General features: G+C 70.5%; 21 protein-coding genes. 2 read left to right on the top strand and 19 right to left on the bottom strand.

Annotated elements, in window-relative coordinates; genetic code table 11:
• Positions 1-13 precede the first annotated feature (13 nt).
• Positions 14-259: a hypothetical protein gene (locus VT85_RS07840; protein WP_068412954.1), complete on the top strand. Its 246-nt coding sequence runs from the start codon at positions 14-16 to the stop codon at positions 257-259.
• A 352-nt stretch (positions 260-611) separates the two neighbouring features.
• Here VT85_RS07840 and VT85_RS07835 read toward each other — a convergent pair whose 3' ends face one another.
• Positions 612-944: a hypothetical protein gene (locus tag VT85_RS07835; RefSeq protein WP_068412952.1), complete on the bottom strand. Its 333-nt coding sequence runs from the start codon at positions 942-944 to the stop codon at positions 612-614.
• A gap of 560 nt (positions 945-1,504) precedes the next feature.
• Between VT85_RS07835 and VT85_RS07830 the strand changes: the two genes are divergently transcribed.
• Positions 1,505-1,921 (top strand): FKBP-type peptidyl-prolyl cis-trans isomerase, encoded by a 417-nt coding sequence (locus VT85_RS07830; protein WP_409999943.1) that lies wholly within the window; start codon positions 1,505-1,507, stop codon positions 1,919-1,921.
• 88 nt (positions 1,922-2,009) lie between these two features.
• On the opposite strand, the gene VT85_RS07825 is transcribed toward VT85_RS07830, so the two are convergent.
• The 18 genes from VT85_RS07825 to cysK all read right to left on the bottom strand — a co-directional run bounded on the left by VT85_RS07825 (position 2,010) and on the right by cysK (position 25,747).
• The gene (locus VT85_RS07825) at positions 2,010-2,264 is read right to left on the bottom strand and encodes an ATP-binding protein (RefSeq protein ID WP_068412947.1); all 255 of its coding nucleotides are present in this window, start codon (positions 2,262-2,264) and stop codon (positions 2,010-2,012) included.
• A gap of 523 nt (positions 2,265-2,787) precedes the next feature.
• Positions 2,788-4,035 (bottom strand): NPCBM/NEW2 domain-containing protein, encoded by a 1,248-nt coding sequence (locus VT85_RS07815; RefSeq protein ID WP_156512734.1) that lies wholly within the window; start codon positions 4,033-4,035, stop codon positions 2,788-2,790.
• Positions 4,036-4,070: 35 nt separating this feature from the next.
• Positions 4,071-5,207: a prenyltransferase/squalene oxidase repeat-containing protein gene (locus tag VT85_RS07810; protein ID WP_068412938.1), complete on the bottom strand. Its 1,137-nt coding sequence runs from the start codon at positions 5,205-5,207 to the stop codon at positions 4,071-4,073.
• Between the two features lie 4 nt (positions 5,208-5,211).
• On the bottom strand, positions 5,212-6,240 hold the full coding sequence (locus tag VT85_RS07805; protein ID WP_068412935.1) for a hypothetical protein: 1,029 nt from the start codon (positions 6,238-6,240) through the stop codon (positions 5,212-5,214).
• A gap of 3 nt (positions 6,241-6,243) precedes the next feature.
• On the bottom strand, positions 6,244-6,429 hold the full coding sequence (locus VT85_RS28315; RefSeq protein ID WP_197491161.1) for a hypothetical protein: 186 nt from the start codon (positions 6,427-6,429) through the stop codon (positions 6,244-6,246).
• Positions 6,426-9,971: a DUF4175 family protein gene (locus tag VT85_RS07800; protein ID WP_197491160.1), complete on the bottom strand. Its 3,546-nt coding sequence runs from the start codon at positions 9,969-9,971 to the stop codon at positions 6,426-6,428. The genes VT85_RS28315 and VT85_RS07800 overlap by 4 nt, the downstream gene beginning before the upstream one ends.
• Positions 9,972-10,053: 82 nt before the next feature.
• Complete coding sequence (locus VT85_RS07795; protein WP_197491159.1) at positions 10,054-12,519, bottom strand: VWA domain-containing protein; 2,466 nt, start codon at positions 12,517-12,519, stop codon at positions 10,054-10,056.
• Positions 12,520-12,577: 58 nt separating this feature from the next.
• Positions 12,578-14,833: a BatA domain-containing protein gene (locus VT85_RS07790; RefSeq protein ID WP_068412932.1), complete on the bottom strand. Its 2,256-nt coding sequence runs from the start codon at positions 14,831-14,833 to the stop codon at positions 12,578-12,580.
• 78 nt (positions 14,834-14,911) lie between these two features.
• Complete coding sequence (locus tag VT85_RS07785) at positions 14,912-15,811, bottom strand: DUF58 domain-containing protein (protein ID WP_068412929.1); 900 nt, start codon at positions 15,809-15,811, stop codon at positions 14,912-14,914.
• A complete protein-coding gene (locus VT85_RS07780) occupies positions 15,768-16,805 on the bottom strand; it encodes an AAA family ATPase (protein ID WP_068421631.1) in 1,038 nt (345 codons plus the stop codon). The genes VT85_RS07785 and VT85_RS07780 overlap by 44 nt, the downstream gene beginning before the upstream one ends.
• A gap of 157 nt (positions 16,806-16,962) precedes the next feature.
• Complete coding sequence (locus VT85_RS07775) at positions 16,963-21,504, bottom strand: PQQ-binding-like beta-propeller repeat protein (protein ID WP_068412925.1); 4,542 nt, start codon at positions 21,502-21,504, stop codon at positions 16,963-16,965.
• A gap of 316 nt (positions 21,505-21,820) precedes the next feature.
• Complete coding sequence (locus VT85_RS27450) at positions 21,821-21,991, bottom strand: hypothetical protein (RefSeq protein ID WP_156512733.1); 171 nt, start codon at positions 21,989-21,991, stop codon at positions 21,821-21,823.
• Between the two features lie 129 nt (positions 21,992-22,120).
• The gene (locus VT85_RS07770) at positions 22,121-22,903 is read right to left on the bottom strand and encodes a hypothetical protein (protein ID WP_068412922.1); all 783 of its coding nucleotides are present in this window, start codon (positions 22,901-22,903) and stop codon (positions 22,121-22,123) included.
• Positions 22,904-23,108: 205 nt separating this feature from the next.
• Positions 23,109-23,345 (bottom strand): hypothetical protein, encoded by a 237-nt coding sequence (locus VT85_RS07765; RefSeq protein ID WP_156512732.1) that lies wholly within the window; start codon positions 23,343-23,345, stop codon positions 23,109-23,111.
• Positions 23,342-23,722 carry a hypothetical protein gene (locus VT85_RS07760; RefSeq protein ID WP_068412916.1) on the bottom strand — a complete coding sequence of 127 codons (381 nt, stop codon included), beginning with the start codon at positions 23,720-23,722 and terminating at the stop codon, positions 23,342-23,344. Before VT85_RS07760 ends, VT85_RS07765 begins: the two co-directional genes overlap by 4 nt.
• Before the next feature lie 26 nt (positions 23,723-23,748).
• The gene (ndk, locus tag VT85_RS07755; protein WP_068412912.1) at positions 23,749-24,204 is read right to left on the bottom strand and encodes a nucleoside-diphosphate kinase; all 456 of its coding nucleotides are present in this window, start codon (positions 24,202-24,204) and stop codon (positions 23,749-23,751) included.
• Between the two features lie 90 nt (positions 24,205-24,294).
• Positions 24,295-24,768 (bottom strand): Mov34/MPN/PAD-1 family protein, encoded by a 474-nt coding sequence (locus VT85_RS07750; protein ID WP_197491158.1) that lies wholly within the window; start codon positions 24,766-24,768, stop codon positions 24,295-24,297.
• Between the two features lie 4 nt (positions 24,769-24,772).
• On the bottom strand, positions 24,773-25,747 hold the full coding sequence (gene cysK, locus VT85_RS07745) for a cysteine synthase A (RefSeq protein ID WP_068412909.1): 975 nt from the start codon (positions 25,745-25,747) through the stop codon (positions 24,773-24,775).
• Positions 25,748-25,934: the final 187 nt, after the last annotated feature.

Here is a 25,934-nt window from a genome sequence, read left to right as displayed (position 1 = left end):
CAGGAGCCCAGACATGGCCGGAATCGGGAAATTCAAGCTCAGCGACGCCATCGGCAAGCCCGCCGGCTCGCCCTCGAAGTCGGTGAAAAAGGCCGCCAAGGGCCAGGCCCAGGCCACGGCCGCCGAGCAGGCCCGCGAGGCCCTCGAAGCCGCCCAGGCCAAGAACGCCGAGGCGTCCATCCGGGGCCACATGGTCGAGATCGGCCGGGGCAACCAGCAGGCGGGACGCCAGCAAGGGGGCGGCCGCCGAGGCAAGTGACCGCTCACCCGCCGACCCCAACCGATCGGGCTTGGAGTCGGCGAAGAAGAAACGAGGGCGGCGCCGCCGTCGGTGTCATTACCCAGCCGCTCCTGTCGCGGTCGAGTCCGTTGGGATCGAGGTCCAGCCGTCCAGGCGTGCCAGACCCTCTTCCTCCCGATACACCGGGCGGACGCCGCCGCCCGCCTCGTTGTGCTGTCGCAATTCGCTGCGCCGACTCAATCGGCGCAGCTTGCTGAACCTGCGTAGTTTGAAGTCAAGAGCCAAGATATCTCAGCGGAAGTCGCGGATCAAGACTCCGTGTCGTCGACTTTCAAATTTTGTTTGATATTTCGGCTTGCCGAGAGCCGTGTCAGGCCAGCCCTTCGATCCGGTGACGGAGCGCGGAGAGGAAGGGATGGAGCTTCCGAAGGCCGAGGCGATCGATCTCCCTTTCCAACTCGGCGACCTCGTCGCGGATGGATCGAAGCGTCTCCGGGGGCGTCGCGGCGTCTTTCAGGGCGTAATGGGCGCGAAGCGTGGATTGCCGCAGGGCATCGGCGATCTCCTCGGCCGACGGCGACGTCACGGACTCGAAGTCCACCGTGGGGGCTTCGCGACCAGTGGCCGGACCTTGGGCGACGACGTGATGCGGCCCGTGATCGGCGATCCGCTTCAAGCGTTTGGTCGGGACTGGCGTCAACATGAGGACGTCCTTGCGTTGAGAATGCGTGCTCGCGTTCGAAGTCGTTTTGGGGCGTCTTCGCAGGTAGCAGTCGTCGCAACGGGGGGGCCGGCGACTCCAAACCCTTCGTCGATCCCGATCCAGGACCCGTCGACCATCTCTCCTGGATCTATCTAGGCCACGAAATCCGATTCGTCCATCCGGGCGCGGTTCGATCCTGGCGACAAGACGCTCCCCGAGCGCCGAATGTTCACGCGGATATTCGCCGAACCGGTCGAATCCTTGTCGAAATCCAACGTCTCGGGTCGAAATCCCGCCGCACGTCCCCCCTTAAGGTCTGGAAACGGCGAGCATCGGTTCGGATGTACAGTCTATCGTCGCCTGTCGCGGTGTCCATGATAATTTGTACAGTTTGGTGGGTCGGGTAGTTTTCCGGGACGCGCGGATATGGTAAGTTCGGCGTTCGTCGCGTTCCCGAACGTGTCGGGACGTGGGATGGATGCCGCCTGGAAGGAGCGATTCGCTTGAAGACCGCCGACAAGTTGGCCCGGGTGTTGCTTTCCGCGGCGCTGGCCGGGTTCATGGCGCTGGGCTTCTCGGCCGCGGCGACGGCCCAGGACGAGAACAAGGCCGCCAAGGAGAAGAAGATGACGAAGACCGAGAGCGGGCTGGAATATCGCGACACCAAGGAAGGCGACGGCGCGACGCCCAAGAAGGGCCAGACCTGCGAGATGCACTACACCGGATGGCTCTGGCAGGATGGCAAGAAAGGCAAGAAGTTCGACAGCTCCGTCGACCGGGGCGAGTCGTTCGAGTTCACCCTCGGCGTCGGCCAGGTCATCAAGGGCTGGGACGAGGGGGTCTCGACGATGAAGGTCGGAGGCAAGCGCGAGCTGCTCATCCCCCCGGCGCTCGGCTATGGCGCCCGCGGCGCCGGCGGGGACATCCCCCCCAACGCCACGCTGCTGTTCGAGGTCGAGCTGCTCGGCGCCCGCTGAGTCGAGCCGCTCGGACCTCCACGCGAACCTTCGTCGCGCCCGCGTGGAGCGGGATGCGGCGAAGGCACGCGCCGCCGCCGCATCCGGATCAGCAGGGCTCGGGCGGTCGGGTGAGGCGGACGAGCGTCCCGTACCCGAGCGGGGCCGCGATCGAGAAGGCGCCCCGGTGCCGTCGCCAGATGCTCCGCGCCAGGGGGAGGCCCAGGCCGTAATGATCGGGCTTTCCGGAGACGAAGGGCTCCAGGGCCCGTTCGAGGATGCTGGCCTCCATACCTGGCCCGTCGTCGCGGACGTCGAGTTCGAGCCAGCCTCGGGGATCGAGCCGGGTCGAGACGGTGACCACGCCCCCCGTCCGGCGTCGTCCAGGGCCTCGAACGCGTTGTCGATCAGGCAGTCCAGCATCACGAGCAGCTTCGAGGCGTCGGCCGGAAAGACCGCGTGGGCCTTAAGGTCGGCGACGAGTTCGACCCCTTCCGGCGCGTCGTCGATTCGCTCGTCGACGTGGTCGGCGATCAGGGCGTCGAGGTCCAGGAGGCTCTGCGCCGAGACGTTCGTGCGTTGGCTGTATTCCGAGAGCCGGCGCGCCAGGGCCGCCCCGCCGAGGGCGGCGGTGAGGATCGAGTCGGCACGCCTCGCGACCTCCGACTGAGATCCCTTCTGGCTCTTGAGCATCTCCGCCTGGCTGACGATCGCGCTCAGGTAGTTGATGACGCTGTGCACGACGGACGAGGCCACGTCGGGCAGGATGTTGGGCGGCTCGGCCTGGTCGCGCCTCGGGCCGCGATGATCCTTGGGAGAGGGTTCAGCCATTCTGGAACGTGCTCGAATCTCGTCTTAATGGGCGGGTTCGGTCGACGGGAGGGCGTTCAAGGGCGGCGGAGGATGCGAGCCTCGGCCCAATCGGCCAGGTCGCGGACGTCTCCGCGCTCTCCGAACTCGGTCGCCAGGATCAGGAGCTTCGCCCCTTCCAGATCGACGTCGACCGCGACCGGAGCGTCGCGGTACGTCAACGAGGGGCTGGCGAATCGAACCTCGCCGTCGGTCAGGACGCGGAAGACCACGCTCCCCAGCGGGCCGGCGCGCTCATCGACGCCCACGATCGCCTGAAATTTTAAATCACCGGGCTGGATTTTATAAGCCAGTAGCGTCCGACTCTGAGTTCCCAGTCCCCGTTCATAGGTCCGCCCGCCCAGGAGCAGCGGTCGGCCTTCGGCGTTGGCGTCCGCCTGGAACGGCCGAACCAGGTCGAAATAGGGGACGTAGCTCTTGCCGTCGACCGGCCGCTCCGAGAGGTAGACGACGGCCGACGTCCGGGGGGTGATCCGCGTCACGTCGGACAGCGGCGCGTCGAACCGCGAGCCGAAGCGGGAGGCGCCCGAGACCCGGCCTCGTTCCAGCTTCACGTCGGCCAGGCCCAGGCGAGAGCCGTCGATCAGGCCGACTTCCAGGTAGGGGCCTTCCGGCTTCGGATAGGAGACCAGGGCGGGATCGAAGCCGAGGGCCAGGATCCCCTCGCGCGCCAGCTCGCGCGCGGCTCCGCCGACCGAGAGCTTGACGACGCGGTCGTCCATGCCCAGGAACGAGCCGGACAGCCGATCGCCATTGGCGAGCCAGACGACCTCGCTGGTCCGGGGCTCGGTCCGCACCCGGCGGACGAGCTGGTCGAAGGCGTCCGGGTCGGTGGGAGCGGAGAGGACCAGGCCGAGGATGGCGTCGAGCGGGACCGACGCCTTGCCGATCGCCGTCGCCTGAACCTCGACCGCCGCGTCGGTCGCCGCACCGATCAGGGCGCCGGTGATCCGGTCGCCGTCCGGGAGGACCACGTAAGCCCCCTCTCCGATCGTCGTCGCGGCCTCTCGCCAGACGCGGATCAGCTCGGACGTCGACCGCTCCGCGGCGGCCTCTCCGGCCGGCGTCACGGCGATTCGATCGACGCCGAGCGAACTGATCCGGCCGGTCGGGCCGGGGCCGGTCGTCGTGAGCGTCTCGAAGCTCGGCTCGTCGCCGTCGACCTCGGACGTGAAGCCGGCGGCGAGGGCGCGGGGGCCGGCGAGGGCCGCCAGCACGACGAGGATCGCGCCGAGGCGCCCGATCTGGGAATCGTGTCGATGCATGTTCATTTCCGTCCCGGTCGGCGTCGGCCCGCCCGCTAGCGCTGGAAGATCGGCAGGAAGTTGTTGGGCATCTGGAGGATGATGAGGGCCATGGCGGTGCCGTACTCGTTGCAGATGCTGTCGTTCCAGAAGCCGGCGGCCGACTGGCGGTGGACCAGCTCGTTGCGGATGGCGGGGAACCAGTCGTTCCAGTCGTCGCCGCCGCGGATCCACATGGCCTGGGCGGCGTAGTAGTGGCCGTAGAAATAATGGCTGTAGCGGCTGCCCAGCTTGATTTCGCGCATGAACTGCTTGAGATAGGCGATCCCCTCGGCGACCTCCTTGTCGTCGTAGACGCCGGCGCTTTGCAGCGCGACGACGCCGGCGGCCGATCTCGGGAAGGCGCTGGCGCCCCCCTGGAGCATGTACCGGAATCCGCCGTCGGGGTTCTGGGCCTGCTTCACGTACTTGATGCAGGCTTCGACGGTCTCCTTGGGGATGAACAGCCCGGCGTTCCTCGCGGCGCGGAGGGCGTTGATCTCGCAGATGGTGACGGAGACGTCGGCGTCGTTGCGGACCGGCTGATACCGCCAGCCCCCCTCGTGGTTCTGGGTGTCGATGATGAGGCGGACGGCCTTTTGGAGCTTCTCGCGGATCTCCGGGCGGCGGGTCATGCCGTAGGCTTCGGCCAGGAAGAGCGAGCCGAAGCCGTGGGAGTACATCGGGCCGTGGGTCGACGCTGCGGCGACGGCGATGAACCCGGCGGGCGAGGTGTTCTCCATCACGTATGCCAGCGCCTTGTCCACCTGTTCTCCGTAGGGACCTCGGCCGGGGCTCGACCCGCCGGCCATGAACGCCAGGCCCGCCAGGCTGGTCACGGCGATGTTGCCGCGATAGGTTCCGCTGCCGAATGAGCCGTCGGCCTGTTGCGAGCGGGCCAGCCACGCCAGTCCGTTCTGAATGGCGCGGTCGGCCTCGGGCGTGAGCATCTCGCTCGTCCCGTCGGGGACGTCGCCGCGCACGGCCTCGCCGAAGACGCCCACCGACTTGGCCTTCTCGGGCTTGGGGGCGTCAGACGGGGCGGCTTCGGCCTTGGGGGCCTCGGCCTTGGGAGGCTCCTGGCTGGCCAGGGCGGTCGCGGCGAGGGTCGAGGCGGTCGCGACGAGGCCCAGGATGCGGCGACGCTGGATCATCGGTTCAATCCCCCCGGTTGAGCTTGCCGCGCGAGACGGATAGGTAATAGCGGCGGATCAGCTCCTCACTGCTGGGGAGCGAGTCCTCCTTGGCGACGTTCTCCATCTCCTGCCGAAGCTCGGGCGGGAGGTGGCCCCAGGCGTCCTTGCCGCCGGCCAGCGAGCGCCGGTCGGTGGGGGTCTTGGGGCGTTGGTTGGGAGCGCCGCCGGGGTTGTTCCCGGCCTGATCTCCCGGCTGGTCGCCCGGTTTGCCCCCCTGCTGCTCGGTCTGTCGCTGCGTCATCCGAGATTGCTGTTGGCTTTCCTGGCGGATCTTCTCGATGAGCGTTTCGAGCCGCTTGACGAGCTGCTGTTGCTTGCCGCGGGTCTCCTCGCCGGTGTCGGGCTCGCCGAGCCGTTTCTCGACGTCGCGCATCTCCTTGATGAGTTCACCCATCGGGCCGGAGCCTTCCCCCTGGCCGTCGTCGCGGTTGCGCTTGCGACGCCGGCCGGAAAGCTCCTCCAGTTCCTCGTCGAGCGCCTTGTCCTTGTCGGTCAGCCGGGGCTGCCGGTCGCGGCCTTCGCCGGGATCTTGCTTCCGGTCCTTGTCGTCCTCGCCCGGTCCCTGGCCCTCGTCCTTGTCCTGGTCCTCGCCGCCAGGGCCGCCGGGGGGCTTGCGTTCGTCGCGGGCGGCGGGCTCGTCCCGGGTCTCGCCGAGCGATTCGAGGAGGGCGTCCAGGTCCTTGTCCTTGCCGGAAAGCTCGTCGGGCTTGGGCTGACCCTGGGGCTTGGCGGCGGGCTGGTCGTCGGCCTTCGGCTTTTCGACCTCGCCGGGCTTGGGCTTGGGTGAGTCGCTCGGTCGGGGTTCGGGACGGGGGGCGTCTTCCTTACCGGCGTCATCGACCTCCTTGATCAGGGCGTCGAGCGCGGCGTCGTCGGCGGCGTCCTGGGCACGCGCGAGCGGCGGGGCGAGGGCGATCAGCGCGAGCGTGAGCGCGGCGGCGAGCGGGGGGAGGCCTAGCGGGACTCGATGGAAGAATAGGAGCTGGCGCATGGATCATTCCTCTCCGTCGTCGCGGCGGGGTCGGGTCATGTCGCGGACGATGTCGGCCAGGGCGCCCTGGTCGGCGGCGAGTCGGTCGGCCTCGGCGGTCTGGTCGGGGGTGAGTTCCTTGCGGCGGCGCTTCAGCTCGTCGAGGGCCTCGGTGCGTTCGTTGATCTCTTCCTGGAGGGCCTTGATCATCTTGACCTGGGCCGCGGGGGGGATGCCGTCGCCTCCCCCGCCGCCGCCTCCTCCGCCTCCCTCGCCGCCCCCTGCCCACCGTTCTTGCCGTCGTCGCGTTTCAGGGCGTCCATGAGCTGCTCGAACCGTTTGGCGGCGGCGCGGGCGGCGTCGAGGGTCTCCTGGTCGGTCTTGATGGCGGCGAGGCCGGCGGCGGCGGAATCCATGTCGTCGGAGGCGCGGCGGAGGGTGAGGGCGAAGACGGGGGCGCCGTCGAGGCGTTTGACGAGGTCGCCGGTCTCTTCCTTGAGGCCCGACTGGATCTGGCCGAGGTTGCGGACGCCCACGCGCTGGCCGCGGGTGAGGTCGCCGGCGTCATGGCGGATCTTGTCGAACCCCTCGGCGTCGCCGACGAGCTTGGTCTGGCGTTCGGAGAGCGACTTGAGCTGGTCCCCCATGCGGGCGAGCTGCTCGTCGGCGAGCTTCTCCTCGGCGTCGCGGCGGGTCTGCTCCAGCTCGTCCTGGGCGTCGTTGAGGTCGGCGAGGGCCTCTTCCTCCTCGCCGCCGGCCTGTTCGGCGTCGTCGGCGTCCATCTGTTCCTGGGCCTTGCTCATGCGCGAGGAGGCCCGGCCGCCGGCCTTGGCGGCGGCGTCGGCGTTGAGCTTGGCGAGCTTCTGGAGCTGCTTCTTGAGCTCCTCCTGGATCTGCGCCTGCTCCTTGCCGAGCTTTTGCAGTTCGTCCTTGCGCTTCTGGGCGTCGGCGATGTTCTTGGCTTCGCGGGTGGCCTTGAGGTTCTCGGCCTGTCGGGCGCGAAGCGCGCGGAGGTCGGTCTCGGCCTTCTTCAACTCCTTGACGAGCCGGGCCAGCTCGCGCTCGCGGCGGTTCTGGACGAGGTCGACCAACTCCTTGAGGTCTTGCTTGGCGGCCTCCTGCCCGGCCCTGGCCTGGCCCATCTGGTTCTTCTCGACCCCTCGGGCGGCCTCTTCCATCTTGGCGGCGGTCTGGGCGTCTCGGCTGGCCTGGGCCGCTTCTCGCAGGGCCGAGGCGGCCAGCGGGTCGGTCTGGTCCAGTCGGGCGGCCATCTGGTCCATCTTCTCCTGGAGGTCTTGCAAGCCCCCGGCCAGCTCCTGCTGGCGGGTGGCCTGGTTCGCCAGGTCGGCCTTCTGCTCCGGCGTGAGCTCGGCCTGGTCCTTGCCGGCGAGCTCGGGCCTGGCGGCGGCGTCGGCCGACTGCTTGATCGCCTGCTCCTGCTTCTTCAGGAGGTCCTGGGCGTCCTTGACCACCCCTCGGTAGGTCTCGAACTCGCCGAGTTCGTCGAGCATCTTCTGCAACTCGTCGGCGACCGCCCCCTGGTTCTCTCGGGCTTGCGCGAGGGCCTCCTTCGCCGCCTCCTTGGCCCCTCGGTCGGCCGCCTGCTGATCCTCGCCCGCCTCGCCCGGCTGGGCCTTGGCGGCTTCGGCGTCGGCCTGGCCCGCCGGCTGATTTTCGCCCGGCTGGTCCGCGACCGCCTCATTCGGCTGGGCGGGTTGGTTTTGGGGCCCGGCCGGGGCCTGGTCGCGGGCGGCGTCGAGGTTCTTGCGGGCGCGGTTGAGGGCCTGTTCGGCGGCGCCGAGGTTCTTCTCGCGCATCTGGACGATTTGCGCGAGCATGTGTTCCATCTGTTCCTTGGCGGGGGCGTTGTCGAGCTTGAAGTTCTGGAGGTCGTCGAGCAGGCGGCGGAGGTTGCGTTCGAGGCCGTCCTCGCGGTCGTCGAGGCGGCCGGCGACCTGGCGCTGGACGAGGCCCGCGTTGTCCAGGTCGTCGCGCTGGGGCTTGGTGAGGGCCTCGGCCTGGTCGAGCGCGCGGGCGGCGTCGGCGACGGGGGCGGCGGCCTGCTTCTGCATGGCCAGGGTCCGGGCGATTTCCTCGCGGAGGGCGCGACGGGCCTCGTCGAACTGCCGCGCGGCTTCTTCCTTGGCGACGATCCGCAGGCGTAGTTCGCGGCTCTTGCCGCGGTTGGGGCCGGAGATCGCGTCGAAGTCGCGGGCGTCGGCGTGGAAGGTGACGATCGCGCCCGGCGGCAGGGCCAGGGGGCCGAGGTCCCAGTCGTGGCGGATCGACTGATGCTTGATCAGCGCGGCGGCGGAGGGGGCGGCCGTCCCGGCCGAGCCGGGGCCGACGCTCGCTTCGGCCGCCTCGGGCGGGGGGGCGGACCAGAGCGGCAGGGCCACGGCGTCGTGGGGCTCGGAGTCGCCGCTGGCGATCTGATAGAGCATCCGGGCCGAGTGGATACCGTAGTCGTCGTCCACGTCGATCGCCACCGGCACTAGGGCGTCGGGGGGGACGTCGCGATCGGTCTTGGGCTCGACGATCGCCACCCGGGGGGCCTCGTCCTTGACCAGACGGACGTCGTAGCGGACGGCTTCGCGGCTGGTGAAGCCCTCGGCGTCGGCGAGCGCGAACCAGAAGGTCAGGTCGGCTTCCGGTGTGAACGACGTGGAGAACCCGGTGGCGACGGCGTCGAGCCGGGCGGGCGTCGGCTCGACGCCGTCGCTGCGGTGGACGGTCGCCGAGGAGAGGGGCTTGTCGGCCGCGGCCTCGACCTCGACGCGGGTCCCCTTCAGCACCTTGAATGAGGTCAGGCCCGAGGCCAGCACCTGCGCGGGCTGGCCGGTGTACGTCGGGGGCGTCAGCCGCACGGTGGTCCGGGTGAGGGCCGGCGGCGGGACGACGCGGACGGCCACGTCGCGGATCGAGGAGGAGTCGTCGCCGCCGGAGACGGAAAACGTGAACGGTCGGTCGACGGTCTCGATGCGGCCCCGGAACTCGCCCCCCTCGACGACCGCCAGCGGCTCGGCGGCGGTCTCGCCGTCTTCATAGCGGTAGACGGCCCGGACCGAATCGGGGACGCGGTCTCCTTCGCGGACGCGGACGACGAGGCTGAAGGCGTCCCCCTTGGCGAGCTTGAGCGTGGTCCCGGCCGGGTCCAGGGCCAGGTGGGTGCGCTGGGGCCAGCGGTCGCCGCCGAACGGGACGAACAGGCGACGGGCGGCGATCCCGGCCGAGGCCGGGTCGAGGACGACGGCCGACGCCGCCAGCAGGGCGGCCGCGGCGGCGAGGGTCGCCGCGCGGACCATCGGCCGGGCGTCGACGACCTCGCGGAAGTCGAGCGATTCGACCTCTTCCTCCGCCTTCCGGATCGTCGCCTCTCGCAAGGCGGGGGAGCCGAACGACGGGTCGTCGGCCGGCGTCCGGAGGAACTGCACGGTGCTCGCCAGCCGGTCTTCCAGGCCCGGCCAGCGCTTTTCGATCCGCATGGCGGCGTCGAGGTCCTGGAACGGGACCAGGGCCGGTCGGACGACCCGCAGCCAGGCCGACCAGCCGACCGCCGCGACGATCGCCACGAGCGCCGCCAGCCGGACCAGCGGATCCAGGTGGAACGCCCAGTCGGCCAGGCAGGCCGCCAGGATGAGGGGGATCGCCGCCGCCGCGACCCGGCTCGCCCCGTACGCCAGCAAGAGCCGACGGATGCGGTTGCGGAACGAGGCCAGGCGCGTTTCCAGTCGTGTGCGGGGCCGGCTCATCGAGACCCTCCCGAGGACGGGCCGACGCAGCAGCGACGGCTGAGACCGGGCTCTGTAATCAGGCGAGGTGACCTGATAATCATCATACCATCCGCGCCCTTTTTCGGAGAATCCATTCCGAGGCCAGCAGCAGTAGGAACAGCGCCAGGATGGGCCAGGAGTTCCACAGGGGGATGGGCGGGTCGGTGTCGAGCGGGACCTTGGAGGGCTTGGGGAGGCCGTCCAGGAGGCCCGAGGCGGCGACGGCGGGGAGGTAGGCGCCGGGGGAGACGGCCGAGGCCCGCCGCAGCTCGGATTCGTTCATCTGCACCTTCTCGAACTCGCCGGCGGGGGCCTCGACGCGGAAGGCCGCGGTGGGGATCGGCCCTTCGAGGACCGGCGGCGGCAGGAGCCTCGCGGTGTATTCGCCTTCGGTCGCCTGCGCCAGTACTCCCTCGAAAACGTTGCGCGCGCCGGGCGACCGCTGGAGCTTGAGCGTCCGCGACGCGCCCCCCTGGCGCTCGATCTGCACCGAGGCCGAGTCGTCGATCGGCGTCAGGCCCGGGTTGGGGAATCGGACGCGGACCTGCACGGGTTGGCCTCGTTCGTAGGCGCGTCGGTCGGTCTGGATCTCGGCCTGGCGCTTGCCGGCCAGCCGAGATCGCGCCAGGAAGCGGATCGTCTGGACCCAGAACCGGCCGAAGTACCGATCGCCGGCGCGGAACCGCCAGCGCCAGGTGTCGTCGAAGGCGTGGAACATGGTCCGGCCGGAGCCGGCGAACTGGTAGAGGATCAGCGGGAGCTTGCCGTCGCCGCCGGTGGCCGTGGGATGATCGACCAGCACCAGGGCGGCGGGCTTCTTGCGGGGCGCCTCGAAGTACCAGAAAGACTCGGGGAGGTCTCGCCAGATGCGGGCGCTCTCGGCCTCGTCGCCGCCGAAGCGGAAGATCGGGCTGGCGCGGCCTTCCAGCGTCAGCTCGGGGTGGAACGGGAGGACCGACGCGCCCACGGCGGCCGGGTCGCGGGCGTCGGACAGCTCGATCGGCAGGAGCGCTTCCAGGGGGGTCCCCCTGTAGGCCAGCGGGTTGAAAAGCTGGCCGGCGACGAACAGGACGCCCCCCCCCTTCTCGGTCGCGAACTCGGCGAGGTTCCGCATCTGCGCCTGGCTGAGATAGCCCGGGTCGACGTCGCCGAAGAGGACCACGTCGAAGCCGAACAGGTCCTCCTTCGACGCCGGGAAGACGGGGATGGCCGAGCGGTCCTGCTCGCTGTATTCGGGGTCGGAGGAGAGCAGGACGACCGATAGGTCGATGGTCTCCTCGCGCTCCAGGTAGTTCTTGAGGTAGCGGAATTCGTAGCGCGGCTCGCTCTCGACGAGGAGGACCTTGAGCTTCTCCTTGCGGACGGAGACGGTGCGTTCGATCCGGTTGTTGTCGACTTGCAGCTCGCGGGGTCGGGGGTCGACCTCCAGCACGAACGTCTTCTCCCCGGTCTCTTTCGGCTCGTGGACGATCTCCACCCGCGCGGGCTTGCCGTCGGGGGGGGCGTCGACTTCGATCGACTTGATCTCGACGCCGGGCTCGTCGGCCTTCGCGCCGGGGGGCCGCTCGCGGAGCCGGAGCGTGACCTTGCGGCCCTCGAAGCCGCGCGCGGCGAGCTTGGCCTGGAACCGGACGGCGTCGTCGACGAACACCACGTCGTCGACGAGCAGGTCGGTCAGCTCCAGGTCCCGCGCCGGCTCGGCGCTGCCGACGCCCACGGTGAACAGGGGGACTCCCTTGCGCGCGGCAAGCTCGGCGGCCTTGGTCAGCGGCTCGCCTTCGGTGGTCTGGCCGTCGCTCAGGAGGATCAGGGCCGACGGCGGCGCCCCTCGCAGTTCGGTGAGGACCTGGCGGACGCCGTCGCCCAGGCGGGTCTGGGGGCCGACCGGCTCGACGGCGCGAAGCTTGGCGACGGCCGGCTCCACGTCCTCGGGCCGGTCGATCTCGGCGAGCAGCCGGGTGGCGTTCGAGACCAGATAGAGTCGGACTCGGTGCTGCTTCTGGAGGGCCCGGAGCATCGCGGCGTCGTCCTTCAGGAGCAGCCCCTTGGCGACGGCCAGGCGGGTCGCCTCCTCGCCGTTCGCCCCGGGCGCGGACGTCTCGCCGGAACCCTTGCCGGCCTCCGTCGCGGCCTTCGCCGAGTCGGAGGCCAGGGCGGCGGCCTGGGCCTGGACCTCGGGCTTCTCGTACTGGTCGGCGATCTGCGCGGACGCCGAATCGTCGACCAGCACGGCGAGGTAGGGGAGCCCGGTCCGGTCGACCGAGAGGGCGGCCTCGGAGAGCAGGAAGACGGTCAGCAGGACGAGGCTGATGCGGAGCCCCGCGAGGACCGCCTTGACCCCGGCCGGCGCGCGGGGCTCGCGGCGGTAGAGCCAGACGACGAACGCCGAGCCTCCCAGCACGACGGCCAGGAGCGCCCATTGCGGCCACGGCTGTTCGAACCGGATGTGCGGCGAGACGGCCTCCCCGGCGCGGGGAGGTTCGACGCCCAGTCGGTCGGCCAGGTACTGGAGCAGCGATTCGATCAACGCAGGCGGTCCTTGCTCGGGCGGTCGCGGGTCGGGTTGATTTCGGGGGGGCTCGGCGTCATCGCGAGCCGACCCGGCCGAACCGCCAGGCGGCGAACGACTCGATCATCAAGAGGGCCAGCACGCCGTACAGGAGCGGCCGGTGCAGCTCCCCCCGGCGGCCGACGGCGGCGGCGTTACGGGCCAGCTCGCGGCCGTCGGCCAGGAGCACGAACTTCCAGCCCGGCAGCCGTTCCGCCAGGCCCGCCCGTTCGAGCCTCGCCGGGTCGCTCTCGGCAGGGTCGGGGTTGGCGGCGAACGCCAGGTCGGTCGCGGCCGGCGGTCCCAGCTTCACCTGGTAGGCCCCGGCGGCGTCCGTCTGTTCGAAGTGGAGCCGTGCCAGGCCCCCTTCGGCCTTGAGCTTCACGGCCGTCGCCACGCCTTTCGGCGTCGTCACGGTCGCTGGAGCGCCGGCCGAGGCGGCGGGGAACGTCTGATCGAACGCCTGACCGACCTGGATCGTCCGCTCGGCCTGTCGTCCCGAGGCCGCCTCCATGATCAGGGCGTGCATGACCGGCGGGTAGCTCCGGTGCGCGGGCCAGTTCGACCAGTCGGCGTCGGCCGGGATCGCCGACAGGAACAACCGTCCCCGCCGTCTCGACGCCTCGACCACGGCCGGGTCGCCGTCGTCGAACGCCAGCGCGACGCGGGCCGCCGAGTCCTTCGGCACGGCCAGTTTCAGGTAGCTCCAGATTTGGGTCTGGGTCAGGCCGGCGATCACCGGATCGGCCTGGTTGCGGAAGTCGGCCAGGATCGGGTGGCGGAAGCCCAGCGGGTCGAACCGGAAGGCCGACTCCTTCTTGGCCGCGTCCCCCACGACCTCGCCGACCGCGGCCGGCAGGATCCCCCGGCCGTCGGCGAACAGGAGCCGATTGTAGTTGTCCGCCGAGACCTGATCTCCGCCGAAGACGACGACGCCCCCCCCCTGCTCCAGGAAGCCTTCCAGGGCCTCGACCTCCACCGGGCTGAACTGGGCCACGTTGCAGAGGGCCACCACGTCGTAGACCGCCAGGTCGCGACGGGCGAGCCGACTCTCGGGGACGACCTCCACGCGGATCGGATCGGTCTCTCCCTCGGCCGATTCGCCGGGGGCCAGCGCCTGGGCGAGGAAGTCGGTCTCGGCCAGGAACGCCTCCGACTTGTAGTCGCCGTCGACCAGCAGGACGTTCACGGCCTCGCGCACCGTCGCGACCAGCAGGCGGCGGTCGTCCGGCGGGAGCGCATCCTCGTCGAGGGTCGCCTCCAAAACGTGGTCCCCCGGCGCGGTGAACTGCTGGTTGAAGACGACCGGGACGACCTCGCCGACGGGGAGGTCGACGACCTGTTCGGGCCCGAGGCGGCCGTCGGTCGTGAGCCGGACCCGGACCCCCTCGGCGGGCGTCGGGCCGAAATTCTTCACGAGCGCCGTGATCGCCACGGTCGTCGCCGGCGTGATCACCGGCCGATCCGCCGCCAGCTCCACCACGGCGCGGTTGCCGCCGCCCGCCTTCCCCAGGTCGATGACCACCGAGCGGGGCCGGCGGGCCTCGATCCGGTCGATCGAGCGTTTCAGCCCCTCGTCGCCGCTCGACTCTCCTTTTTCAACTCCGTCTCCTTTTTCGCCTCCGTCGCCGTTCCCGATCCGGGGCCGCCAGCTCGCGGCCTGCAGGTCGGAGAGGAACACCAACTCCTTCTGGGCGATCGAGGAGGCTTCCAATACGCGGTCGACGGCCTCGAAGGTCGCTTCCAGGTCGACGCCCCCTTCCCCCTGGGTGAGTTCGCCGATCTCCTTGCGGATCGCGTCGAGGTTGGGCGAGGGCTCGCCGACGACGACGCGGGGCGGGTCGCTCATCAGCACCAGGCTCGCGGCGTCGCCGCGGCGCGAGTCCTTGATCAACTGGGACGCGACGGCCTTGGCCTGGTCGAACCGGGTCGACCCGCCGGACTTCGCCGCCATGCTCATCGAGGCGTCCATCACGATCACCCGATGGGTCCGTCCCCCCGGGATGACGTTGCCGAACGACTCCAGAAACGGCTTCGCCATCGCCCCGACCACCAACGCCACCAGCAGGCAGCGCAGCGCGAGCAAGAGCCACTGCTCGATGCGGATCCGCCGCTGGTTCTTGGCCAGCGCCGCGGCGAGAAACCGCATGGCCGCCCACCGGACTTCCCGGCGCTTGCGGCGGTTCAGCAGATGGATCAGGATCGGGATCGACGCCGCCGCGAGCCCATAGAGGAGCCCCGCGTTGGCGAACCCGACGGCCAGGATCGGTGCGAGGAATAATGACGCGGCCATCAAGGGGTCGGCACCTCAAGTCACGATGAAGCGGGCGCGAATCATCTCTCCCCTCGTGGGAGAAGGATGTTCCCGGGATTATCGCTTCCGCGCCGCCCGCGAGGCGAGGTAGGCGGAGAGGGCGACGTCGAGCGGTTGGTCGGTGCGCAGCGGGACGTAATCGATGTCGATCATCCGGCAGCCTTTTTTCAGGGCGTCGAGGTAGTCGGCCACCTCCTTGCGGTAGGCGGCGCCCAGGACGGCGGGGTCGGCGGCGACGTCGGGGAGGCCCTCCATCCCCAGGAACAGGGTCGGGTCGCGGAATGGGAAGTCGACCTCGTCGGGGTCGAGCACGTGGAAGACGACGACCTCGTGGCGACGGTGGCGAAAGTGTTTCAGCCCGGCCAGCACCTTCGTCGGGTCGTCGAGAAGGTCCGAGAAGATCGCGACCACGCCTCGCTTTCGGAACCGTTCGGACAGGTCGTGGAGGACGGCCCCCAGGTCCGACTTGTCCCGCGCCGGGGTGACGTCCAGGAGGTGGATCAGCTCTTTCAGGTGCGACGGCTGCCCCGCCGGCTTGAGGTAGCGCCTCACCGAGTCGTCGAACAGGGCCAGGCCGACCGAGTCCTGCTGCTGGAGGATCAGGTACGCCAGCGCCGCGACGACGAACTGCGCGTACTTGAACTTCGAGACCCGGCCCTCGGAGGCGTAGGACATCGACTCGCTGGTGTCCAGGAGCAGGTACAGGAGGAGGTTGGTCTCCTCCTCATACTGCTTGAGGTAGAGCTTGTCGGTCTTGGACCAGACTTTCCAGTCGACGTGGCGGACGTCGTCGCCGGGGACGTATTCGCGGTGCTCGGCGAACTCGACCGAGAAGCCGTGGTACGGACTCGGGTGCATGCCGGCGACGTAGCCTTCGACCAGCAGCCGGGCCTGGAGGTCCAGGCCCTCGACGCTAGCCAACGTCTGCGGATCTAAATAGCTTTGGTAGTTTTCCACTCTGATCGGCCTCGCGTTCGTCGACCGGGATGGTCTTGATCAGGCGCTCCACCACGTCGTCGGGCTTGAGGCCCTCGGCCTCGGCGTTGAAGTTGGTGATGATCCGGTGGCGGAGGACCGGCTGGGCGACCGCGCGGATGTCCTCGATCGAGACGTGGAACCGTCCGTGGAGCACGGCCCGCGCCTTGGCGGCCAGCACGAGGTACTGGCTGGCGCGGGGGCCGGCGCCCCAGCTCACGTAGTCGCGGACGAAGGTCGGCGCCTCCTCGCGGTCGCGACGCGTCGCCCGGGTCAGCCGCACGGCGTACTTGACCGCGTGGTCGGCCGCCGGCACCCGCCGGACGATCTCCTGAAGCGCCAGGATCTCGTTGGCCGACAGGACCTTGGAGACGCCCGGCCGCGCGATGCTCGTCGTCTTGCGGACGATGTCGACCTCTTCCTCCTCGTCCGGGTAGTCCACCAGGACGTTGAACATGAAGCGGTCGAGCTGGGCCTCGGGGAGCGGGTATGTCCCTTCCTGTTCGATCGGGTTCTGGGTCGCCAGGACGAAGAACGGGTCCGGGAGGCGGTGCCGCTCTCCCCCCACGGTCACCTGCCGCTCCTGCATGGCCTCCAGGAGCGCGGCCTGGGTCTTGGGGGGGGTCCGGTTGATCTCGTCGGCCAGCACGATGTTGGCGAAGACCGGCCCGCGGAGGAACTTGAAGTGGCGGACGCCGGTGGCCTTGTCCTCCTGGATCACCTCGGTCCCGGTGATGTCCGAGGGCATCAGGTCGGGGGTGAACTGGATCCGGTTGTAGGTGAGGTTCAGGGCGTCGGACAGGGTGTGGATCATCAGCGTCTTGGCCAGGCCGGGGACACCGATCAGCAGGCAGTGGCCGCGGGCGAAGATCGAGACCAGCAGCTCCTCGACCACCCTGTTCTGGCCGACGATGACCTTGCTCATCTCGGCGCGGAGGGTGTCGTAGGCGGCCTTGAGGCGTTCGACGGCCGCGATGTCGTCCGGGGCGGCCGGAACCGGCTCGTCGGTCGTCGTCGGGCCGGCGGGCTCGTTGGGGTCGGCGTCGCTCACGCGGGGTCCTCCCTTCGTTGGTCGTCTTCGGCGACCGATCCGGTCGTCGGATCGGTAGTCTATCGCGGTTCGCGGCGGGATGTCAGGGGCGTCCGTCCGGGGGGCGGTCGCCCAGGGCCCAGAGGCCGCCGGGGGTGGAGACCACGGCACCGCGGGGGTCCAGGCGGAGGGCCACGGCCTCGATGGCGGTCGGCAGCATGAACCGCTGCACCAGCGCCCCGTCGAGCTGGCGGCGGACGACCACGGGGAGCGGACCCGACGGGTCGTCGGCCAGGACCGCGGCCTCGGGGTAGGCGAGGACCGCGTGGTCGCTCAGGGCGATCGACCAGCGGGCCGGCGACGGCCCCGCCAGCGGGCGGCCCCACAACGAGGCGCCGTCCTCGAGCGAGAGGGCCCGGAGCCGGGCCCCGCTGGTCCAGTAGAACCGCCGTTCGTCCATCGCCGAGGCGTCGGGACGCTCGCCCAGGTCGTCCACCCCCAGCAGCGCCGACCACCGCCGCGCCCCGTTCGCCGGGTCGAGCCGGATCAGGGTCCGGCCGTCGTGGATGACCAGCAGACGCTCGGCGTCGACCAGGGGGCGGGGCGCGCCGTAGGTCGGCAGCTCCGCGCTCTCGCGGTACTCCCAGTCGAAGCGGCCCCGGGCCAGGTCGAGCTTCTTGACGGTCCGACGGTCGGTCACGACGATCGCGTGGTCCTCGTCGAGCGCCGCGGGGACTCGTTGGAGCGACTCCCCCTCGGCGAGCGGGACCCGCGCGACGCCCCGGCCGGTCTCCGCCTCAAGCACGACGATCTCCGACGGCTTCCCGGTCTGGAGGACCAGGCGTTCGGGGCCGAAGCCGACCAGCGGATTGAGGCCGCCTCCGCGAGCCGAGAACGACCAGTCGATCAGCCCGGAGTCGCCGTCGAGGGCGAGCAGCTCGTCGTCGCCGCGAAGCGCGAAGAGCCGGCCGCCGACCGCCTGGAAGCCGTGCAGCAGGGCGACGGGGGCGGGGGCGGGGGCGGGGGCGGGGACGGGGGCGTCGTCGTCGGCGGGCGCGTCGGCCTTGGGCGTCCCTTCGCGGGCGAACGGGTCGAGCTTCGGCTCGGCCGCGGGCTCGGCGTCGGGGCCGAACCGCCAGCGGACCGCGCCGGTGCGGGCGTCCAGGCCCACGACCCGACGAGGCGTGGCGGCGACGAGCTTGTCCGCGAGATAGCCCACCCACACGGCGCGGCCCCCCAGGTCGGCGGTCCAGCGTCCCTCGCCCCCCGCCGGGTCCAGGGCCGTGAGGGCGGTCGCGCCGGCGAGGAAGGTCCGGCCCGATTCGAGCGCCGGGGGGACGCCGGCGGCGGTCAGCGGCCGGGCGTCGGCGAGCGTCTCCACTTCCCGACGCCAGCGGCGAACCATCGGCGACGGGGACGCGGGACGCGCGCGGTCGGCGGCGATCCCGGCGAGGGGCTCCCGCGCCAACTCGGCCGAGGCCAGCTCGGCGGCGTCCGCCTCCTTCGGTTCCGCTCCCGTTCCCGCCCCGCCGGCGATCCGGACGCCTGCGAATCGAGACTGGAGCCGCAGGTAAGCGTCGCGGGCCGAGATGAGGAATCCCTGCGCCTCGTAGGATCGGGCGAGCCGCCAGAGGGCCCGCGCGCGGGCCTCGTCGTCGGCCGCCGGGAGGGTCAGGAGCCGCTTGTAGGCCGACGCCGCCTCGGCCGATCGGGCTTCGGCCTCGAGCGTCTCGCCCAGGGCCAGGAGCGCATCGGGGACGACCTCGGCGGCGGGGAAGGCTCGTGCGGCTTCGGCCAGGAGTCGGGCGTCGCGGTCGCGCCGGCCTTTCTCATAAATCTCCCGCGCCCTACGGTCGTATTCGGCGTAGGCCGCCCTCCCCCCTTCGCGGACGACGTCGGCCAGGCGGTCGTCGACGAAGAGGTCGGCGCGCACGGCCCGGCGGCCGTCGTCCGAGGCCACCGTGAGCGTCCCCAGCCGATCGTCGTCGCGGAGCCGTTGCAGGACGCCGATCGCCTCGGCGGGGCGTCGCAGGTCAGAGAAGGCGTCGGCCAGGGTGAGCCGGGCCCGGAGCCGGTCTTGCGGCGAACGGGCCACCCGGGCCGCCGATTCGAGCCGTTCGAGGGCCGCCTCGGGCTTCTTGTCGCGCCTCAGGTCGGCGGCGATCCGCAGCAGCAGTCGGAACTCGTGGTCCCGCGCCGCCTCGATCAGGGGGGCGTCGTCGACCGTTGCGGAGGGCCGGGCGAGGCGTGCGGCCGTGTCGTACGACGCCAGGGCCAGCTCGGCGTCGCCTCCGGCCTCGGCGGCGCGCGCCAGGCGGTAGTGGGACTCGGCGTCGTCGGGGCGGTTCGCGATCCGCTCGCGGTAGCGCTCGATCAGGCGGCTGTTCTGGCAGAAGACCATCAGGGCGTCGTTCTGGGCGACGATCAGGTAGCCGTCCCCGGCGACGAGGTTGCCGCCGGTCGTGCGGTAGGTCTCCGCCAGCCGGATCGGCGGCGCGGCGATTGTGGCGGTCGCCTGGTCCAGAACGTGGATCTCGGTCCGGGTCGGCCAGTAGATCCGGCCCCCGGCGAGCAGGCCGCGGCCGAACCCTTCGCGGCCCCCGGCGTCGGGCCAGGCGTGCAGCAGGCGGCCGTCGCGCACGTCGAACAGGAGCACGCGGTCCCCGGTCGCCACCAGTCGGCCCTTGGCGACCCCCAGCAAGTGGCTGATCTTGACGTCTTCGGGGATCGAGTCGGTCTTCCAGCGCAGGCGGCCGGATTGGGCGTCGAAGGCGAAGATCGCCGAGGCGTCGCTGGGGGCGACGAACACCAGGCCGTCGTGGACCACCGCCGGGTTCAGGTCGCGCTCGCCGCCGCCGGGGCCCCGGACGGCGTTGTTCCGGGGATAGGTGGCGACCCAGAGGATCGCGCCGGTCTCGGCGTCGAGCGACGCCACGGCTCCCAGGTTCGTCTGGTAGTAGAGCGTCGGGCCGTCGAGCGAGAGAAGCCGACTCCCTGAATCGCCCCCTCCCGCCCCCATCAGGCCCATGAAGGCGTCGTTCTCGGACGAGGCGGCCCCCAGGTAGCGAATCCAGCGCGGCGAGCCGTCGGCCGCGTCGTAGCAGGCGACGTAGGTGGCGGTCTGCTCGCGGCGGTCGGTGACGGCCACGTACACGTTCCGCGAGTCGGCGACGGGGGAGCCCTCGAAGGAGACGGTCCGGCCCCCTTCCTCGCCCGGTCGGCCGGGGAGGGCCAGCTCGCCGGAGCGTCGCACCCAGAGCTTCTTGTCGCCGGGCCGGTCGAGGTCGAGCGCCAGGATGGAGTTCCCCACGTCGGCCCCTCCGCCCCCCTCCCGCATCGCCAGCCTCGGCATGTTGGGGAAGCCGGGGGCGGTCGGACCCATCCGGGCGTAGACCCGGCGGCCGACGGCCGTCAGCGTGTAGCGGGGGATGGTCCAGATCGGCATCCGCGATTGGGGCAGCGATTCGGGGCCCTCGGCGTTATACGTCCAGGCGGGCTCGACGGTCGTCCCCTCCCCATCGGTCATGGTCTCGGGGCGGTCGCCCAGGTTGTACGCCGTCACCTTCGAGCCGCTGGCGACGAGGACCTGATCTCCCAGGACGATCGGGTGGTAGCCCAGCAGGCGGTCGGGGGGGAACGTGGTCCCCTGGCCCGGGCCCCGGAATCCGGGATAGCCGCCCCGGCTCGGGGTGATCTTGTCCACAGCCGCACGCCATTGCAGCGAGCCGACGTCCACGGCCTCGGCGAGCACCTTGTCTCGGGTCGGCGCGCCGCCGAACGTCGGCCAGCGGGCGTCGCCCTGCGCCGGGGGGGCCAGGGCGTCGGCGGCGATCGCCGCTTTGAGGCTCTCGGCGAGCGGGCCCTTGCGTCCGGCCAACGCACCGGCCGCCCCGCCCCGCCGCTCGGCGAACGAGGCGGCCTCTCGGGCGACGGTCTCGGCGTCTCCCATCGCCGCGCGGGCGAGGATCTTCTTGGCCTCCACCCTCGGCAGGTCGACGGAAGGGTCGGGGTGGGGGAAGTCCGGCTGCCTGTCGGGATCGTCCGGCACGAGCCGACGGTACATCGCGACCGCCTCCGCGAACCGACCGTCCTGGAACGCCAGGTCTCCCAGGAGTTCCAGCGCGTCGTCGCCCCAGGAGGTGCAGAACGCCTCGTCGACGATCCGCCGCAGCGGCGCCGCGTCCCGATTCTCCTTCCCCTCGTCGTACCACCGCTCGGCCTGGGCGTCGCGACGCGCCCGATAGGCCGCCAGGGCCGCCGGGGGGAGGCTCGCCAGCGTGCGTTGGCAGTAGGCGCGAAGGTCGACGTAGAGGGTGAAGTCGTCGTCGGCCGCCCGCCCCGGAGCGGCGAGATCGCGAGGGAGCCGGGCGACCTTGTCTCCGAACTGGTCGATGACCCGCTGGTAGATGGCCACGGCCTCGGGCCACTGCTCCGTGCGGGCGTGGTTGGCCGCGTTGCGCAGGAGCGATTCGGCCGCCTCGCTGGAGTCCGGGTAGAACTTGGAGGCGCTTCGCCCCGGCCCCTGGCCTCGGGCCGAGGTCGCGACTCCGGCCAGCATCGCGGCCAGCGCGCAGGCCAGGAAGACTCCGACGGTACGGGACGGAGTCGCGGCGCGGTCGCGCCGGTGGAGCCGGAACCAGGTCATCCTCGCTCCCCTCTTCCCGATCCTCGTGATCGGTTTCGGATCGGCACCTCAGTCAGTCGTTCGCATCCCGCTCGTCGATCGGACGACGTCCGACGTCATTCGCCTCGTTATTGTACGCCGATCAAGCGCGGGCTTGGCAACCCCCAACGGCAAATCCGATACCAGACCCTCGAACTCCCCGGTTCCGTGCTCCTCGGGGTGTTTTCTTTCGGTCCCTCTCTCAACGAGAGCGACGTTTTTCGGCGGGACGGCCGCGGATTGCCACATCTTTGGGCCTCGTCCCCCGGACTCACCCAGGAGTCGAGACGTTCGTCGATCAGGACGGACCCTGGATCAGACGTCCCAGATAGAAGCCGACCATGCCCGTGCCCGAGATCAGCAGCGAGCCTCGAAGCCCCACCGCGCCGTTCAGTTCGGAGGCGATCCCGAAGGGGACGAGGATGAGCCCAAGCAACTGGAGGGACCGGCCGACGCGTCGGCGTGACATCGGGCTTGCTCGCGGGGAAAAGGCCCAGGGAAGGACCGCAGGACAGGTGAGGTGGGGAGCGTGGGAGGCAGGAAGCGGAAGGCGAGAAACACGCGGGGGGGCGAAGCGAGGCTCGCCCCCCCGTCTGGGTCACTTGACCTGATTCGGCTGGAGCTTGATCTCCCCGACGTCGGTCGCGGCGCCGGCCTTGACGGTGACCGGGGCGCCCTTGGCCTTCCCCTCGTTGATCCATCCGGCCTTTTCCTGCCAGACCACGAGGTTCTGGGCACCGGCGGGCACGCCCTTGAGTTCGAACGAGCCGTCCTCGCCGGTTACGGCGAAGTACGGGTGGTCGAAGACGGCGATGTAGGCCTTCATCCAGGGGTGGATGTCGCAGGCGACCATTAGGGGACGGCGCTCGGCCTCGAGCTTGACTTCCATCGAGCCGCCGACGCCCAGCATCTGGTTCATCGAGGCGTTGCTGAAGCCGTTGTAGCGGACGTTGTGGTTGACCGGGTCGCTCGACTTGATGACCAGGGGCTGATCCTTGTAGATCCCCTGGATGTACGGGATGAACTCGCAATTCTTCTGGTCGAGCACGGCCTTGGGGTGGGCCTTCATGAGGGCCTCGACGGCGGCGGGGTTGGAGCCGGTCGGCTTGACGAGGTACACCAGGGCCCCGGCGACGCCCTTGGTCTCGGGGTCGATCTGGAGTTCCTGCGAGACGATCGGGCCGTCGACGCCGCAGACCTCCAGGTCCTTGGTCGCCTTGCCCTTCTCGACGAGCACCTTCGGGGTCGGGACGGTGCTGCCGGCCCACACCACGCGGCCCTTGATCGTGCCGGGTTCGTCGGCGGCGGCAGGGGCGATGGTCAGGCCCGCCGTCGCGGCGGCGAGGGCCAGGGTCTTGAGGAGATGCGCTCCACGGGACATGAGGGATCCTCCATCTTCGCTGTTAGAAGCCTGCTTTGATCCGCGGGTGGGATATCGGGGGAGAGCGACCGGGCCGGGGGGACGCCTCGGCCCGACCGGGGGACGCTTGGGTCGCGGTCGGAGGTCGCGGTATCTTCACGATACCAGGGCGGTCGGCTTATGTTGAGCCTCCACCCCGGAATGGCGGACGAATCCGACGATCGCGTCAATCGGCCTTCGGGGTGTCGGTCGGGGCCGTCCGGGGGGGATCGCCGGGGGCGACCGACGGGTCGACGACGTCGGCGGGGGTTTCCGCCGGCTTCTCAGCTTTGGCGGCCGGGGCCTCCTGGCCCGGGGGGACGACGACGGCGTCGCCGACCTCGGGCGAGCCGCCGCATCCCACGGCGCCGATGCTGATCGCGGCGATCGCCGCCGGGACGAGGAGCTTACGGGTGCGCATCATGTCGTCTCCTGGTTGTCGCTAAGGTGTGATGTTCGGGGGAGGGAGGCGGCTTCGGGGCGTGAGGGCTCGTCCCCCCGCTTCCGACGCTCGCGTTCGACGCGTCGGGACTGGTCGAGGCGGCGGTCGAACAGGATCATGAGGGCCGAAATCGGCAGCATGAGCGCCAGTTCGGCCGTCAAGAGGCGGGGACCGTTGCGGTCAAGCCAGATTGCGGCCCGTCGTGAGCCTTCGGCCTGGGGGACGGGACGGGCGGGGTCCAATGCGAACCCGCAGGCCAGGTAGGCCAGGGCCGTGAGCACGAAAAGCGCGCTCACGGCCAGTAAAGCCAGGTGGAACGGGTTCGCCAGGACGTCGCCCTTGCGGGGGGGCTGGGTCATGCGGACGCCTTTCGGCTCGGCGCGACTCAGGCGCCGTCGAAGACCCACTGGGAGCCGGCGATCGCGTAGTCGACGACCTCTTCGGGCTTGAACCAGAGGGCGATCTCGCGGGCGGCCGACTCGGGGCTGTCGCTGCCGTGGATCAAGTTGTTCTGCTTGCTGATGGAGTAGTCGCCCCGGATGGTGCCGGGGGCGGCGGCCGTGCCGTTGGTCGCGCCGAGCATGGTGCGGACGACGGTGACGGCCTCGTTCCCTTCCAGCACGCCGACGACGACCGGGCCACCGGTGATGAAACCGATCAGGCCGTCGAAGAAGGGCCGGCCGGCGTGTTCGGCGTAGTGCTTCTCGCCCAGGGCGCGGTCGACCTGGAGGAGCTTGAGGGCGGCGACCCGCAGCCCCTTGGCCTCGAACCGGGCGAGGATCTCGCCCACCAGCCGACGCTGTACGCTGTCCGGCTTGAAGATGATCAGGGTCTTCTGCATGAGAGGCAACTCGCGGCGCGTCGCGCGCCGCTCCATAAAGGGGAGACAAAGGGGGGGCGTCGATCGGAAACGGATTTTCCGCGACCTAGTCTATTCGCCGCCCGGCGGGTCGTGCAACGCCGGCTCATCCACGGCGACCCACGGCAGTTCCCGGTAATCGTCGCGGTCGAGCCGCCAGACGCGGACCTCGGGGGGGGCGTTCAGGAGGGAGACGATGATTCGGGGGACGGCCCCGTAATGGTTCTCTTCCAGGTCGGTCCGGCTGGGGACGGCCTCCCAGCGCGGGTGGGAGTGGTAGATGGCCAGGATCTCGGCGTCGCGGCGGCGGAGGTCCACCACGGCGTCGATGAGGTCGCGGGGGTCGGCGTCGTACCGGGTCTCGGCCGTCGCCGCGGCGTTGCGCAGCGGGTGGAATGACGAGACCCGGGGGGGGACGCCCCCCAGCAGGCCGCAGCATTCGCGGGGCGACTCCCGCAGGCAGTGCGCGATCATGTCCGCGACGACGCCCGAGGGGATCTCCAGGGGGCCGTTGAAGCCCTCGGGGTCGAACGGCGGTCGGCGCACGGGCTCAGGCCTCGGGGAACAGGGGCGTCGAGAGGTAGCGTTCGCCGAGGTCCGGGAGCAGAACCACGATCAGCTTGCCCGCGTACTCCGGCCGCTTCGCCAGCGCGACCGCCGCGGACGCCGCCGCGCCGCAGGAGATGCCGCAGAGCATCCCTTCCTCGCGGGCGAGCCGGCGGGTGGTCTCGAACGCGTCCTCGTCGCGCACCGTCAGCACCTCGTCGAGCACCTCGACGTCGAGCACGTCGGGGATGAACCCCGCGCCGAGGCCCTGGATCTTGTGCTGGCCGGGCCGCAGCGGATCATGGTGGCGGTGCTGGCTGATGACGGCCGAATTGGCCGGCTCGACCCCCACGATCTTGACCGACGGCTTCAACTTCTTGAGCGCGTGGCCGACTCCCGTGATCGTGCCGCCGGTCCCCACCCCCGCGACGAAGACGTCGACCGCGCCTTCGGTGTCCCGCCAGATCTCCTGGGCGGTCGTCGCGCGGTGGATCTCCGGGTTCGCCGGGTTCTTGAACTGCTGAGGCATGAAGGCGTCGGGGAAGGTCTTGAGCAGTTCCTCAGCCTTGCGCACGGCTCCCGGCATCCCTTCCGAGGCCGGGGTGAGCACGATCTCTGCCCCGAACGCCTTGATCAGCCGCCGCCGTTCCAGGCTCATGCTCTCGGGCATCGTGACGATCAGGCGATAGCCCCGGGCCGCGCAGGTGAAGGCCAGCGCGATGCCGGTGTTGCCGCTGGTCGGCTCGACGATCACCGTGCTCGGGGTGATCTTCCCCGCGGCCTCGGCCGCGTCGATCATCGCCACGCCGATTCGGTCCTTGACCGACCACAGCGGGTTGAAGCTCTCCAGCTTCGCGGCGACCGTCGCCTGCGCGCCGTCGGTGATCCGACGCAGACGCACCAGCGGCGTGCCCCCGATGGTCTGCGTGATGTCGTCGTAAATCCGACCGTGCGCCCGAACCTGCTCCTCGACTCTCATAACCTTCCCCCCCGACCTTCCCTCGCCATTCCGCGTCCTACTGAAGATCGGCTGCGACTCGCCGCTCGATTCACAAGACCTCGCCCGAATTTCCGATCGGACCAGTATCGCCAAGGCGCCCTGGCGTTTCAAGCGTCAGGCTTTGACGCCGTTTCGTCGGGGGGACTTGCGTCGACGTCGGAAAGTC

The organism is Planctomyces sp. SH-PL62 (assembly GCF_001610895.1).
GTDB lineage: Bacteria > Planctomycetota > Planctomycetia > Isosphaerales > Isosphaeraceae > Paludisphaera.
The sequence above is the reverse complement of the archived record's forward strand: the minus strand, read 5'-3'. Positions and strand labels throughout refer to the sequence as shown.